The organism is Microbacterium testaceum, assembly GCF_006539145.1.
Lineage (GTDB): Bacteria > Actinomycetota > Actinomycetes > Actinomycetales > Microbacteriaceae > Microbacterium > Microbacterium testaceum.
The window spans coordinates 71,600-85,965 of sequence record NZ_BJML01000001.1 but is presented as its reverse complement, the minus strand read 5'-3'; the positions used below and the strand labels follow the sequence as shown (position 1 = coordinate 85,965).

General features: G+C 69.8%; 11 protein-coding genes. 2 read left to right on the top strand and 9 right to left on the bottom strand.

Translation table 11 applies throughout. The features are described 5' to 3' along the window. The first annotated feature begins 16 nt into the window (after positions 1–16). Positions 17–985: an alpha/beta fold hydrolase gene (locus MTE01_RS00505; protein WP_103206718.1), complete on the top strand. Its 969-nt coding sequence runs from the start codon at positions 17–19 to the stop codon at positions 983–985. On the opposite strand, the gene tsaE is transcribed toward MTE01_RS00505, so the two are convergent. The 8 genes from tsaE to coaA all read right to left on the bottom strand — a co-directional run bounded on the left by tsaE (position 963) and on the right by coaA (position 11,904). Continuing rightward, positions 963–1,466, bottom strand: a complete 504-nt coding sequence (tsaE, locus tag MTE01_RS00500) for a tRNA (adenosine(37)-N6)-threonylcarbamoyltransferase complex ATPase subunit type 1 TsaE (protein WP_371861576.1) — start codon at positions 1,464–1,466, stop codon at positions 963–965. The two genes, MTE01_RS00505 and tsaE, sit on opposite strands and share 23 nt — an antisense overlap. Continuing rightward, positions 1,463–2,584 carry an alanine racemase gene (alr, locus tag MTE01_RS00495; protein ID WP_174799615.1) on the bottom strand — a complete coding sequence of 374 codons (1,122 nt, stop codon included), beginning with the start codon at positions 2,582–2,584 and terminating at the stop codon, positions 1,463–1,465. The genes tsaE and alr overlap by 4 nt, the downstream gene beginning before the upstream one ends. Beyond that, complete coding sequence (locus tag MTE01_RS00490) at positions 2,581–2,988, bottom strand: holo-ACP synthase (protein WP_141375089.1); 408 nt, start codon at positions 2,986–2,988, stop codon at positions 2,581–2,583. Before MTE01_RS00490 ends, alr begins: the two co-directional genes overlap by 4 nt. A 103-nt stretch (positions 2,989–3,091) precedes the next feature. Then, on the bottom strand, positions 3,092–4,942 hold the full coding sequence (glmS, locus tag MTE01_RS00485; protein ID WP_103206720.1) for a glutamine--fructose-6-phosphate transaminase (isomerizing): 1,851 nt from the start codon (positions 4,940–4,942) through the stop codon (positions 3,092–3,094). A gap of 10 nt (positions 4,943–4,952) precedes the next feature. After that, a complete protein-coding gene (locus MTE01_RS00480) occupies positions 4,953–5,990 on the bottom strand; it encodes an HTTM domain-containing protein (protein WP_141375087.1) in 1,038 nt (345 codons plus the stop codon). Further along, entirely contained in the window at positions 5,987–6,796 is an 810-nt protein-coding gene (locus MTE01_RS00475; protein WP_141375085.1) for a DUF5819 family protein, read from the bottom strand. The genes MTE01_RS00480 and MTE01_RS00475 overlap by 4 nt, the downstream gene beginning before the upstream one ends. A 2-nt stretch (positions 6,797–6,798) precedes the next feature. Then, complete coding sequence (locus MTE01_RS00470) at positions 6,799–10,587, bottom strand: choice-of-anchor G family protein (RefSeq protein ID WP_170210571.1); 3,789 nt, start codon at positions 10,585–10,587, stop codon at positions 6,799–6,801. 363 nt (positions 10,588–10,950) lie between these two features. Further along, positions 10,951–11,904, bottom strand: a complete 954-nt coding sequence (gene coaA / locus MTE01_RS00465; protein ID WP_103206723.1) for a type I pantothenate kinase — start codon at positions 11,902–11,904, stop codon at positions 10,951–10,953. Between the two features lie 69 nt (positions 11,905–11,973). Here coaA and MTE01_RS00460 point away from each other — a divergent pair, with 69 nt between their 5' ends. After that, positions 11,974–12,903, top strand: coding sequence for a Ppx/GppA phosphatase family protein (locus tag MTE01_RS00460; protein WP_141375081.1), 930 nt, complete (start codon positions 11,974–11,976; stop codon positions 12,901–12,903). A gap of 105 nt (positions 12,904–13,008) precedes the next feature. Here the strand turns inward: MTE01_RS00460 and glmM are convergent, their stop codons facing one another. After that, positions 13,009–14,364, bottom strand: coding sequence for a phosphoglucosamine mutase (gene glmM / locus MTE01_RS00455; RefSeq protein ID WP_116238656.1), 1,356 nt, complete (start codon positions 14,362–14,364; stop codon positions 13,009–13,011). Positions 14,365–14,366 lie beyond the last annotated feature (2 nt).

The window sequence follows — 14,366 nt, the reverse complement described above, 5'->3', positions numbered from 1 at the left end:
GCTCCGAAGAGGGGGCATGGATGCCAGCACCCTCGGCCTGCGCCGCGTCGTCGTCCCCACCGGGGCGGCGCCGCTCGTCGTCCACGCGGGTCGACGTTCGGGAAGCCCCGTGGCCACCGTCCTGCTGCACGGGGCGGCGGGCTCCTGGCGCACCTGGATTCCGATGATCGCGGCATCCGACGGCCTACGCCTGCCCCTGTCCGACATCGTCGCGATCGATCTGCCGGGCTGGGGCGAGACGCCGGGGCCCGTGCCGGAGCCGGCCGAAATGGCCGTGGCGGTCGCGGCCGTCGCCCGCGCGCTCGGCTATCCGCGGTGGCGCGTCGTCGGGCACTCCCTCGGCGGCGTGATAGCCCTCGACGTCGCCGCGCGCTTCCCCCGCGAGACCGTCGCCGCGGGGGTGGTCTCGCCCAGCGGTGCCGGGGCACGCGCGATCGCCCGGCATCCCGTGCGCAGCGCGCGGCGACTGCCGTGGCTGGCGGGGATGATGCTCGCGATGCGGGTGCTGCGCGGCCTCGGCCCCCTCGCCCGTCCGCTGCTGCAGCTGCTGCGCCGCACAGGAGCCCTGCACCGGCTGGCACGTCCTCTGTTCCGGCATCCGCAGAACATCGACCGGTCCGTGACCGACGATCTCGCCGACGAGATCCGCCCCGCGGCCTTTCTGGCGGCAGCCCGGCTCTCGCGCGCACACGACGACGGCGTGTGGCGCCGCATCGCATGCCCGGTGCGCTGCGTGCGCGGAGCGCACGACGTCTTCGTCGCCGAGCGCGACGCCCGCGAGTGGGAACGCCTGATCCACGACTACGACGACCGCGTCCTCGACGACAGCGGGCACTTCGCCCACGTCGAGCAGCCGGTCGAGACCCTCCGGGCCCTCCGCGCGGTATGGGCGGCGGACCGTGCTCCCGCGATCCGTGCGGGAGCAGAACGCCCCCGCACGCCTCTCGCCCGTCGCGCGGGGTTCAGGGGCGACGCGAGATCGTGACCCTCCGCGGCGCGTCGGCGTCGAGCTCGACGGTGTGCACGGCGATCTCGCCGCAGGCGTTGTCGACCCCGCGTCCCCCGACCTGTCGGTCGATCTCGATCTCCCACCACGCGTCGGCGAGGTACTCGGCGACGCCGCGCCCCCACTCCACGATCACGGCAGAGCCCGCCACGTCGATGTCGAGGTCGTCGAGCTCGACCGCGGCCCCCAGACGATAGGCGTCGACGTGCACGAGCGGCGTTCCCCCGACGAGCGACGGGTGCGTGCGGGCGATCACGAAGGTGGGGCTCTGGACGGGCCCGCGGATGCGGAGCCCCTCGCCGATTCCCCTGGTCAGGGTCGTCTTGCCCGCGCCGAGGGGCCCGGTCAGCACGACCACGTCGCCGGGGGCGAGATCGCGACCGATCCGCCGGCCCAGTTCTTCCATGTCGCTCGGGCCGTCGATGACCCGCTCGCCGAGCAGTGCGTCGGGAACACTCACGCGCGAACCTCCCGTCGGGGCACGCGGGCACCCACGCGCGTGACGATCTCGTAGTCGATGGTGTCGGCGGCGTCCGCCCAGTCGCGCGCCGAGGGCACACCCAGAGTCGGGTCGCCGAAGAGGACGGCCTCATCCCCCACGGCGACCGGGTGGTCGCCCACGTCGACGACGAATTGATCCATGGCGATCCGTCCGGCGACGCGGAACCGACGGCCGTTGATCGAGACGGGCCCCCGGCCCGACGCCTGCCGCGGCACACCGTCGGCGTAACCGAGCGGGATCAGCGCGAGCATCGTCTCACGCTCGGTGCGGTAGTCGTACCCGTACGACACCCCCGTGCCCGCGGGGACCCGCCGGACCGCCGCGACCGCGCCACGCAGGGTCATCGCCGGACGCAGGCCCAGGTCGGCCGACGAGCGGTCGCCGAAGGGGGAGATGCCGTAGAGACCGATACCGATCCGCACGCACCCGAGCCGGGCCTCCGGCAGCGCGATCGCCGCGTTCGTGGCCGCGATGTGCCGCAGCGGCGGAGTGAGGCCGACGGATGCCGCGAGCACCACTCCCTCTTCGAACCGGGCGAGAGCAGCACGGTCGTCGGCCTCGCTCGTGTTCGACAGGTGCGAGAACAGCCCGACCACGCGCAGCCGACCGATGCGTTCGAGACGCGCGGCCTCGGAGAACACCGTGCGCCAGTCGGCGGGGGCGATCCCGTTGCGTGACAGCCCGGTCTCGATCTTCAGGTGCACGGCCGCGGACTGCTCGCCGTGGGCGGCCTCAGCCGCACGCAAGAGCTGGTCGATGTCGGAGATACCGAGCTCGATCTCCTCGCGCACGGCCTCGGCGAACGACGCGCCCGGGGCGTGCAGCCACGCGAAGAGCGGCGCGGTGATGCCGGCACGGCGCAGGGCCAGCGCCTCATCGATGTCGGACACGCCGATGCGTGTCGCACCCCCGCGAAGCGCCGCGACGGCGGCACGATGCGCCCCGTGTCCGTAGCCCGCGGCCTTGACGACCGCGATGATCTCGGACCCTGTCAGCGCGCGCAGGTGGCGCACGTTCTCGGTGATCGCGTCGACGTCGACCGCCGCCTCGCGCAGCACTCCCGGTGCCATCGTCATGCGTCGTCCTCTCGGAGGGGCGGGATCGCGGATGCCGGCACCTCAGTGCCGGGAAGGGACTCGGCGACGACATACGCCGTGGCGAGCCCCGCATCGTGCGACATCGACAGGTGCAGGGCCGTGATCCCCCGCCGAGCGACCGTGGCGGCCGTCTCGCCGCTGAGCGAGAAGACCGGTCGCCCCGACGCCTCCGACGTGACCTCGATGTCGGTCCAGTGCACGCCGTCGGAGCCGCCGAGCGCCTTGATCAGGGCTTCCTTCGCCGCATAGCGCGCCGCGAGGGAGCGGGGCTTCAGCGTGCGCTCGCCTACCGAGAACAGGCGGGGAACCAGCCGAGGGGTGCGCCGCACGTGCTCCTCGAACCGCGGAACGTCGACGAGGTCGACGCCGATACCGACGATCATGCGCGCTCCCCTCCTGGCATCCCTCTTATTCTGCCGGTGCTCGCCGACACCGAGACGACGAAGGGGCCGGATGCCACGGCATCCGGCCCCTTCGATGCGAGACCTACTCGACCGTCACCGACTTGGCGAGGTTGCGCGGCTGGTCCACGTCGAGGCCCTTCGCCTCGGCCAGGCCCATCGCGAAGATGTGCAGCGGCACCACGGCAAGGAGCGGCTCGAACAGGGGCGCGGCCAGTGGGATGCGCAGGACCTCGTCGGCGGCGGGGAGCACCGCGACGTCGCCCTCCTCGGCGATCGCGATGACGCGAGCGCCGCGGGCGCGGATCTCCTCGATGTTCGAGACGACCTTCTTGTGCATCTCGCCCGAGCCGCGCGGGCTGGGAACGACGACGAAGACCGGCTGACCGGGTTCGATCAGCGCGATGGGGCCGTGCTTGAGCTCGCCGGCCGCGAAGCCCTCGGCGTGGATGTAGGCCAGCTCCTTGAGCTTGAGCGCCCCCTCGAGCGCGATCGGGTATCCGACGTTGCGTCCGAGGAACAGCACCGAACGGGTGTCGGCCATCCAGTGCGCGAGCTGCTCGATGCGGGCCTGCTCGGTCTCGAGCACGCGGGCGATCTTGCCGGGCACGGCTTCGAGCTCGGTGACGGCCTCGACGGCGACCATGGGGTCGACCGCGCCGCGCACACGACCCACGTGCAGAGCCAGCAGGTACAGGGCGGTGATCTGGGCGACGAACGCCTTCGTCGAGGCGACGGCGACCTCGGGGCCGGCGTGCGTGTAGACGATCGCATCGGACTCGCGCGGGATCGTCGCACCCTGGGTGTTGCAGATCGACAGGGTCTTCGCGCCGCGCGAACGGGCGTACTTGACAGCCATGAGGGTGTCCATGGTCTCGCCCGACTGGCTGATCGAGACGACCAGCGTGCGAGGGGTGAGCACGGGGTTGCGATAGCGGAACTCGTGCGCCAGTTCGACGTCGACCGGAACGCGTGTCCAGGTCTCGAGGGCGTACTTGCCGACCATGCCGGCATAGGCGGCGGTGCCGCAGGCGATGACGAGGATGCGATCGATGTCGGCGAGGAAGTCGTCCATGCCGTCGAGTTCGGGAATCTCGACGCGGCCCTCGTGGATACGGCCGCGGATGGTGTTCGCGACGGCCTCGGGCTCTTCGGAGACCTCCTTGGCCATGAACGACGACCAGCCGCCCTTCTCGGCGGCCGAGGCGTCCCAGGTGACCTCGAAGGCCTCGACCTCGACGGGGGCGCCCGAGAAGTCGGTGACCTCGACGCCCTCGGGGGTGATGGCCACGATCTCGTCCTGGCCGATCGCCAGCGCGTTGCGCGTGTGCTCCACGAAGGCGGCGACATCGGAGCCGAGGAAGTTCTCGCCCTCGCCGAGACCGATCACGAGCGGGGAGTTGCGACGCGCTCCCACGACCAGGCCCGGGTGGTCCTCGTGCATGGCGAGGAGCGTGTAGGCCCCCTCGAGGCGCGAGACGACCGAGCGGAACGCCTGCACCAGATCCTTGGTTCGCGCGTACTCGCGGCCGATCATGACCGCGGCGACCTCGGTGTCGGTCTCGCTGCGGAACGCGAAACCGTCGCCGACGAGCTCGCTCTTGAGCTCGGCGAAGTTCTCGATGATGCCGTTGTGGATGACGGCGAGCTTGTCGTCGTCGGCCAGGTGCGGGTGGGCGTTGGCGTCGGTGGGGCCGCCGTGCGTCGCCCAGCGGGTGTGGCCGATGCCGGTGGTGCCGTTCGGCATGGGCGTGGACTCGAGGTCGTCACGCAGAACGGCGAGCTTCCCCGCGCGCTTGCGCATGTCGAGCTGTCCGTCGCCGTCGATCACGGCGATGCCGGCGGAGTCGTACCCCCGGTACTCCAGACGCGACAGACCCGCCAGAAGGATGTCCTGGCTCTGCCGAGGACCCACGTAACCGATGATTCCGCACATGGGTTCGAGTCTACGTGGCGGGGCTGAGCAAACCCCTCCGCAGCGCCCCGAGCCGCGCGCCCAGGCGATTCCATGACCCGTCCCGGACCAGCAAGAGGTCGAGCGCGATCATCGCGAGCGAGAAGGGCCAGAGCCCGAGCAGGATTGCGATGCTCAGGTGCATCCCCGTGATCACCAGTACCGCCGCGTAGCGCGTCGGCTTCCACAGGATGAGCACGGGGAACAGCATCTGCACCCACAGCGCCGCCCAGGTCGCCAGCGCCACGACCGGCGCCGACTGCCACGCGAGCTGGCTGAGCGCGGGGAGCACGTGGAACTGTTCGATGCTCAGCGCGTAGTAGATCGCCGTCCCGTTCAGCCATTCCTCGCCCTGGAACTTCAACAAACTCGAGACGAGGTAGGCGAGCAGGATCTGGAACACGCAGAGGATGAGCACCGTGTTATGGGTCCAGATACCCAGCCACGTCGGCACCCAGGTCGGCATCCGTCCGGCACGATGCGAGGGGCGGATGCCGCGGCGCCGTCGGATCCACGCATCGACCGAGAGATGCCGGCTGAGGTCGGCGAAGACAACGAAGAAGAGCACGATCCTCATGAGCGTGTCGCCGCCGTTGCCGAGCAGCGTGCTGTTCGTCGACAGCCCCACCCAGAACACCAGCAGCACCGGGGTCACCCACCGCGTCTGGAAGCCCACCACGAACAGGACCGCGAGCGCGAGCAGCACGTGGAACGAGAGGTCGAAGACGAGCGCGTTGTCTTTGGGGAACAGCAGGCGCAACGGTTCCCACCACCCCCGGCGGTCGGCCTCGGGGTCGACCCACCAGGCTCCCGCACCCCAGAGATAGTGGCGGTCGGCGTAGCTCGGAACGAGCACGATCAGCATCGAGACGCCGAACAGCACACGCAGGACCGAGAACCCGATCGTGGAGTGCTTCCGCGCGGTCAGCCAGTCCTGCAGGCGGGGCCATAGCGTCGCGGGGGCGAATCGCTTCCGCAGGCTCAGGGTCTCGACGGGGCGTTCCTCGTCGACGGATGCCGCTCGGCTCATCGTCCCGTGTACCTCTCGATGACCTCGTCGTAGATGGCCTGCACCTCGTCGGACGGAGCGACCGCCGGCTGTCGCCACCCGAATGTCGTGTACGACGGTTCCGTCTGCCGCTCCGCATCGAAGCGATGCAGGAAGTCGTTCGGCCGATCGTGCTCGATACGCCACCGGACGCGCTCGACATCGCGATCGAAGTACGCGCTGCCGAAGGCGGAGGCGAAACGGACGAGCATGTAGTCGTACCTCAGGTAGCTCACCAACGCCGCACGACTGCCCCCGAGACCGTCGATCTCCTCGAGCAGGGCCGACGGATCCATCGGCGCGAACGCCCCGTCGTTGACGCGACGGATGAAGGTATCGCGCACCCGGTCCCGCTGCTCCGCGCTGAGCGCCTGATACCGCGTCAGGTAGGCCTGGGCGGCGTTGAAGCTGTTCTTCGAAATCCGAGACGGCGTCGGGATGCCGCGCGCCGCGGAGAACTCCGCGTCGGTGACGTCGACCCACTCGCTGCGCTGGAGCTCGCCGTCCTCGCGCCACTGCACCTGGATCTGGAGCGAGCGGTTGACCTTCATGATGTTCGGCGCGAACACGTTCCACCGCTGCGTGAAGTACGGAGAGAAGGCTGCCGACACGGCGGGACGCGTCGGGCTCGAAGGGATGGTGAACGACACCGCCACGAAGGCGTAGCCGAGGACGATGGCCAGGGTCATGGCGGCGGCGACCGCCGCCATGACCCGGCCCGACCGCCGGGCGGAGGAAGGCCCGTCCGACACCCCCGATGCGGGTGCTTCCTCCGCCGTGGTGGTCATCGTCAGCGCTGCTCTCCGCTGGCGCTCCGTCGACGCAGGGTCCACAGAGTCGCACCGGCCACGATCAGTGCTGCCGCGAGGCCGCCGACGAGAGGTCCGTTCAGGTCCACGCCGGTGGCCGGGAGGGACGAGCCCCCGCCGTTCCCCGCGGCGGCGGGCTGCGCCGTCACGGTGAAGGCGGTGTTCTCTCGCTCGGTCGGGAGTTCACCCGTGACCGAACCGCGTACCTCCACCCGGTGGGCGCCGAGTTCGAAGTCGGCACCGACCTCGAAGGTCATGCGCGCCGAGCCTGCTGCATCAGCGGTCACCGGGGCGAGCTCGAACGGCGTGGAGTTCACCGTCGCCGAGACCGTCTCCCCGGGCTGGAAGCCCTGGACGACCACGGTCTGGCTGACGCCGATCCCCCGAACGATCTGCGGAAGGAGGACGTCGGCACGGGCCTGTACGGTGACGTCACCGTCGGTCGCGTCGGCATCGGTCGCGTCCGCATCGGTCGCGTCAGCATCCGTCGCGTCAGCATCCGTCGCGTCAGCATCCGTCGCGTCAGCATCCGTCGCGTCCGCATCGAGAACGTCGGCGTCGGCGTCGGCGTCGGCGTCGATGTCCAGCACGTCGGCATCCGCGTCGAGCACGTCAGCGTCGGCATCGAGAACGTCAGCGTCGATATCCAGCACGTCCGCGTCGATATCCAGCACGTCCGCGTCGATATCCAGCGCGTCGGCGTCGGCGTCGAGCACGTCGGCGTCCGCGTCGACGATGTCGATGTCGGCCACGTCGGCATCGATGTCCAGCACGTCGGCGTCCGCGTCGATGTCGAGCACGTCGGCGTCCGCATCGAGCACATCGGCATCCGCGTCGATATCGAGCACATCGGCGTCCGCATCGAGCACATCGGCATCCGCGTCGACGATGTCGATGTCGGCCACGTCGGCATCGATGTCCAGCACGTCGGCGTCCGCATCGAGCACATCGGCATCCGCGTCGATATCGAGCACATCGGCGTCGGCGTCGAGAACGTCAGCGTCGGCATCGATGTCCAGCACGTCAGCGTCCGCATCGAGCACATCGGCATCCGCGTCGACGATGTCGATGTCGGCCACGTCAGCATCGATGTCCAGCACGTCGGCGTCCGCATCGAGCACATCGGCATCCGCGTCGATATCGAGCACGTCAGCGTCCGCGTCGAGCACGTCAGCATCCGCGTCGATGTCCAGGACATCCGCATCGAGCACGTCAGCGTCGGCATCCGCGGCGACCGCGGTCACCGAGAACGACGTCGTGGCGATCGAGCCGTCGATGTCCTGCACCGCTGTCACCGAGAAGTCGCCCACGGGGACGTCCGTGAAGACGACCGACCAGAGACCTGCGCTGGTGACGGTCGTCGTCTGCGCACCGAGAGTCGGGACCGAGACGGTGACCTCGGCACCGGCCTGGCCGGTACCGGTCACGGTCACCGAGCGCGTCGCGTCCGGCTCGCCGACCTCGTACTCCGTGCCGGCGATCGGCGCCGTGATCTCCACGGCCTCGGCGAGCACGACGCTGAACGAGACGGTGTCCACCGAGTCGTCGGCATCCTGGGTCGCCGTCGCCGTGTAGTCGGCGATGGGCAGGTCGGCAAAATCCACGCTCCACGTGCCGTCGGCAGCCGCGGTGGTGGTCTCCGTGGCGCCGTTGTCGAGCTCGACCGTGACGGTCGCGTCCGGCGAGGCAGTTCCCGAGACGGTCACCGTGGCGACGCCGTCGATCTGGCCGATGGCGATCTCGGTGCCGTCGACCGGCTCCTCGATCACGACGTCGGGCGTCTCGGCGATCGAGAAGTCCACCGTGTCGGTCGATCCATCGAACTCCTGGGTCGCGGTGATGCTGTAGTCGCCGATCGGCAGGTCGGTGAACGTCGCGGTCCAGGTTCCCTCCGGTCCCACCGGGACCGTCTGGATCGTCCCGCCGATTTCAACGTCGACGTTCGAGCCCGGGAAACCGGTTCCGGTGACGGTCACGTCGGTCGTGTCGTCGACCCCGGGGACCACGAAGATCTGGTCGGGTGTCGGAGCGGTGATGACCACATCGGGCGCCTCGACGACCGAGAAGTCGACCGTCGCGGTGGTGCCGTCGGCGTCCTGTGTGGCCGTGGCGGTGTAGTCGCCGACGGGCAGATCCGTGAAGACCGCCGTCCACGTTCCCTGCGGAGTCACCGTGACGACCTGATCCTCCTGACCGGGGATCGAGACGGTGATGACCGCGTCGGGCTCGCCGGTTCCGGTGACCGTCACATCCGACACGTCGTCCGGTCCGGGAACGACGAACTCATCGCCGGTCTCGGGCGTCGTGATCGTCACGTCGGCGTTGTCGTCGAGTGCGTTGGGGCCGACCGTGGCGTTGGCCAGTTCGATGGTCGTCGCGATCGAGCCGGGCAGCACCGTGATGATGGCTCCCGTGATCGAGAAGACACCCTCGGGGCTCGTCGACTGGTTGTTGACCGTGACGCTGGCGACTGCCGGCAGAACGGTCCCCAGCGCGGGCGAGAGGACGGTCGTCACCGGGGTGACCACGACGTCGACCGCGGCACCGACATTGGCGACGATGGCCTGCACGGGTGCGAGGATCGCGCCGGCGACGGCGCCGAGTCCCACGGGGAGCGTGATCCCGCCGAGCACGACGATGCCGGAGGTGTCCCCATCGAGCAGTTGGCCGATCGTGGTGTTCACGCTCAGCACAGGAACCTGCGGGGTGATGAGGATCGGCGGGATGACGACCCCACCGGTGACCGAGATGCCGCGCACGGCGTTGAGGACGGCCGTGTCGATGCGATCGGTGAGGCCCGTGACGGCATCCACGACGGCATCCTGGATGTACGGCAGCGTCTGCGCACCGAGGAGTTCTGCCCCCGCGGGAAGGTTGTTCAGGCGGCCGATCTCGTCAAGGTCGACGATGATCTCGCCCGTGCCCAGGTCGATGACGACGCCCGGGTACTCATCGGAGGTGATCTGCCCGGTCAGCAGGCCGCTGATCGCGCCGGTGAGGCTGGTCGTGCCCACCGACAGGTTGGTCTGAACCCCGAGTGCCCCCAGGACGCTCGCGACGCCGCCGTTGACGAGGCCGTCCACGTTGTCGAGCGAGGCCTGCAGTCCCCCGACCGCGGTGTTCAGCTCTGCGGTCAGCGCAGAGAGGGTGGCGCTGTCGATGACGAGCTGTCCGCCCGCGATGGTGTAGCTGCTGGTCGCGCCGGCGGGCGCGTCCTGCGCTGCCCGTGCCGACACGGCACCCAGCGTGAGGTCGAGTCCGGTGATCTCGTCGACCAGTTCAGCGGCCACGGATCCCGCGAGCGTGTCGACGGCGCCGCCGAGGCTGAGACTCAACGGGCCGGTTGCCGGAGCGCCCGTACCGATGATGCCGCCCGAGCCGACGGCACCCGACGCCCCCACCGAGGAGCCGTCGGGGTCGGCGCTGGCGTACTGGCCGACGACGCCGAGCGAGCCGAGGTCGATCGGCACCTGCACGCCGCCCGGAGCGGTGACGTTCACGACGCCCACCGCGGTCAGGTCGAGCGTGTTGTAGTCGGTCACCGTCTCCTCGGTGCCCCCGTTGGTGGCCGTGGCCCCTTCGAGCAGGACCACGTCGTCAAGGTCGATGAGGCTCAGGATCGACCCGCCGAGGAAGGTCCCCGAGGCGTTGGAGACGTCACCGGGGGCGGCGTTCGCGGCGGTGACACCGCCGAACAAGCTGAGAGAGGCGGCCCCCACCGCCGCGGCCGTCTTGACCGACGCCCGTCCGATCCGCGAGCGCGTCCACACCGCGCTCCTTCTCCGTGACCCGGCCCGCCCGGGCGATGACCCGGACGTCCCCTGATTCGCGCGATCCATAGAAACACTCCTGTACCTGGTGCTCGGGACGCGCGTGTGCAGCGCCCTCTGCGGCCTTCCGACAGCCGTACGGATCATTTAAAAGCGCTATGAGAACGCTGAGAACATGCAGGGCTACGGGGATCGCTACGGGTCCGAACACCCAGTACTGCGGACCTCCGCGCGCTCGTCCTCAGGTACGGGAGCAGTGCGGCTCACCCGCACGGCGGGCTCGAAGAACCGCGAGAACACGCGGATGCCGGTAGCCCCTGGCACTACCGAGCCACTACTGCGGCCGCACCGGCGTCGGAATGCTCAGAGCTTGCGCAGCAGCACCGTCTCGACGGTGTGGTCCGCACCCTTCTGCAGGACGAGCTTGGCGCGGTGGCGCGTGGGCAGCACGTTCTCTTCGAGGTTCGGCAGGTTGATCTCGCGCCAGTAGCCGAGGGCGCGCTCGACGGCCTCTTCGTCGCTGATATCGGCGAACACCTTGAAGAACGAGGTCGGATTGGTGAAGGCGTTGTCGCGCAGGGCGAGGAAGCGATCGACGTACCAGCGCTCGATGTGCGCCGCGTCCGCATCGACGTAGATCGAGAAGTCGAACAGGTCACTCACCGCGACCTCGTTCGGCGAGGGCGGCGGCTGCAGCACGTTCAGCCCCTCGACGATGACGACGTCGGGACGATGCACCGTGACGTGCGCGTCCGGCATGATGTCGTACCGCACGTGCGAGTAGAAGGGAGCCCGCGCTTCTTCTGCTCCCGACTTCACCTCGCTGAGGAACTCCACGAGCGCTCGACGGTCGTATGACTCGGGAAAGCCCTTGCGGTCCATGAGGCCGCGCCGTTCGAGCTCGGCGTTCGAGTAGAGGAAGCCATCGGTGGTCACCAGCTCCACTCGGGGGGTGTCGGGCCAGCGGCTCATCAGCTCGCGCAGCAGCCGCGCGATCGTCGACTTGCCCACCGCCACCGATCCCGCTACTCCGATGACGAACGGAGTCGTCGCGTCCGGCTCGCCCAAGAAGGTGCTCGTGTCGGCGCCGAGTCGACGCGTCGCCCGCGCATACAGACTCAGCAGACGACTCAGCGGCAGGTAGACCTCGGCGACCTCGCGAGGGTCCAGTCGGTCGCCGATGCCGCGCAGCTGCACGATCTCGTTCTCGGTCAGCGGCTGCTCCAGCCCGCCGGCCAGACGAGCCCAATCGTCGCGATCGATCTGACGGTAAGGGCTCAGCGACGGCGCGGGAGCTGCGGTCTCGGCGGCGGACACTCGCTCATGCTACCCGCCCCTCTCCCCCGCGGCCCCCGAGCGTCGCAGCGCGGCCACTACGCTCGGACCGTGCGCCTGGGAGTCCTCGACATCGGTTCGAACACCGTCCACCTGCTCGTCGCGAACGCCCGGGCGGGAGGACGCCCGACCGCCACCACCTCGCACCGCTCCGTACTCCGACTCATGCGCTACCTCCTTCCGGACGGGTCGATCTCCGCAGAGGGGGTGCAGGGATTGGTGGATGCCGTGACCGCCGCGCGCGATCGCGCCCGGGCCGAGAGGGTCGACGAGCTCCTCGCGACGGCGACCTCCGCGGTGCGGGATGCGACCAACGGCGAAGAGGTCATCGCCCTCATCGAAGAAGTTCTCGGACAGCCTCTCCAGGTGCTGGGAGGTGAGACCGAAGCCCGGTTCACCTACCTCGCGGTCCGTCGCTGGTTCGGGTGGTCGGCGGGACAGATCCTGCTCTTCGACATCGGCGGCGGCTCCCTCGAGATCGCGGGGGGCGCCGACGAGCTCCCCGATCTCGCCGAATCCGTGCCGCTCGGCGCGGGACGTTCGACGGTGCGGTTCCTCCCCCACGACCCTCCGAGCGACGACGAGATCGACGCGCTGCGTCAGCACGCGGCGTCCGTCCTCGCCCCGGTCGCCGAACGCTTCGCCGCGCTCCCGCGTCCCGATCACGTGGTGGGGTCGTCCAAGGCGATCCGCTCGCTCGCCAAACTGGCGGGCTACCCCGTGCCGGGGTGGTCGGGCATCGACCGGATGGTCCTCCCGCGTAAGGAGCTCAAGGACTGGATCCCACGACTCGCACGCATCCCCGCCGACGCGCGCGAGGCCCTGCCCGGAATCACCGCCGACCGCACGTTCCAGATCGTGGCCGCCGCGATCGTCGTCGAGCGTGCGATGAAGGCCCTCGACGTCGAAGAGCTCGAGGTCTCACCCTGGGCCCTGCGCGAGGGCGTCCTGCTGCGCTACATCGAGTCGCTCGAGTACTGATCACCGCGGCATCCCGTCAGTGGGAGTGTCGAGCACCGGCGCAGGGCTGCCTGCGAACGAGGACGGGGCGGGCGGGCTCGAGGCCCGTCCCGCCCCGTCGCAATGTCAGAGCGCGAGACGCTCCCGCACGACGTCGGCGAGGCGATCCGCGTGAGCGCGGGCATCCTCTTCGGATGCGGCCTCGACCATCACGCGCACGAGCGGCTCGGTGCCCGACGCGCGCAGCAGCACGCGACCGGAATCGCCGAGTTCGGCCGTCGACGCGGCCACGGCTTCCTGCACGCCCTCATCACTCACGCCGTCGCGATCCACGCCGCGCACGTTCACGAGCACCTGCGGATAGACGGTCATGATCGAGGCGAGCTCGGCCAGCGTCTTGTTCTGGCGGGCCATCTCGGCCACGAGGTGAAGACCGGTCAACAGTCCGTCACCGGTCGTGGCGAACTCACTCATGATGACGTGTCCGGACTGCTCACCGCCGAGGGAGTAGCCCCCCTCATTCATGGCCTCGAGCACGTAACGGTCCCCCACACCGGTCTGGAGCACCCGGATGCCGTGGGCTTCCATCGCCCGGTGGAGTCCGAGGTTGCTCATGACCGTCGCCACGAGCGTGTCATCGGCGAGGGCACCACGATCCTTCATCGCGACCGCGAGGATCGCCATGATCTGGTCGCCGTCGACGATGTTGCCCTGAGCATCCACGGCGAGGCAGCGGTCGGCGTCCCCATCGTGGGCGATGCCGACGTCGGCGCCGAGGCGCACGACGGCCTCAGCGAGCACGTCGAGGTGCGTCGAGCCCACGCCGTCGTTGATGTTCAGGCCGTCGGGCTCGGCTCCGATGACCGTGACCTGGGCGCCCGCGTCTTTGAAGGTCTCGGGCGACACGCCAGCCGCCGCGCCGTGAGCGCAGTCGAGGACGACATGGATCCCGTCGAGGCGGTGCGGCAGCGACCCGAGGAGGTGCAACACGTAGCGATCCTCGGCGTCGGCGAAGCGACGGATGCGGCCGACCCCGGCGCCCGTGGGCTGGAGCCGGTCCCAGTCGAGGGCGCTCTCGATGCGCTGCTCGACGATGTCGGGCAACTTGGTGCCGCCGCGGGCGAAGATCTTGATGCCGTTGTCGGGGGCGGGGTTGTGCGACGCCGACACCATCACGCCGAAGTCGGCATCGCGGTCGGCGATGAGGAACGCGGTGGCGGGAGTGGGGATGACTCCCGCGTCGAGCACATCGACGCCCGAGGAGGCCAGTCCTGCGGCGACCGCGGCCGAGAGGAACTCTCCCGAGACGCGCGGGTCGCGGGCGACGACGGCCGTGAGGCGACGACCCTCGGCCTTTCGCGCCTCCGCAGAACGGCCCTGGCCCAGGACGACAGCGGTCGCCTGGGCCAGGTGCAGCGCGAGTTCGGCGGTGAGGAGGCCGTTGGCCAGCCCCCGCACCCCGTCCGTGCCAAAGAGAGGCATAC

Excerpts from the sequence above, each read along its gene's own strand:
- MTE01_RS00505 (WP_103206718.1), top strand. The coding sequence starts at position 17 with ATGGATGCCAGCACCCTCGGCCTGCGCCGCGTCGTCGTCCCCACCGGG.
- alr (WP_174799615.1), bottom strand. The coding sequence starts at position 2,584 with ATGACGATGGCACCGGGAGTGCTGCGCGAGGCGGCGGTCGACGTCGAC.
- MTE01_RS00490 (WP_141375089.1), bottom strand. The coding sequence starts at position 2,988 with ATGATCGTCGGTATCGGCGTCGACCTCGTCGACGTTCCGCGGTTCGAG.
- glmS (WP_103206720.1), bottom strand. The coding sequence starts at position 4,942 with ATGTGCGGAATCATCGGTTACGTGGGTCCTCGGCAGAGCCAGGACATC.
- MTE01_RS00480 (WP_141375087.1), bottom strand. The coding sequence starts at position 5,990 with ATGAGCCGAGCGGCATCCGTCGACGAGGAACGCCCCGTCGAGACCCTG.
- MTE01_RS00475 (WP_141375085.1), bottom strand. The coding sequence starts at position 6,796 with ATGACCACCACGGCGGAGGAAGCACCCGCATCGGGGGTGTCGGACGGG.
- glmM (WP_116238656.1), bottom strand. The coding sequence starts at position 14,364 with ATGCCTCTCTTTGGCACGGACGGGGTGCGGGGGCTGGCCAACGGCCTC.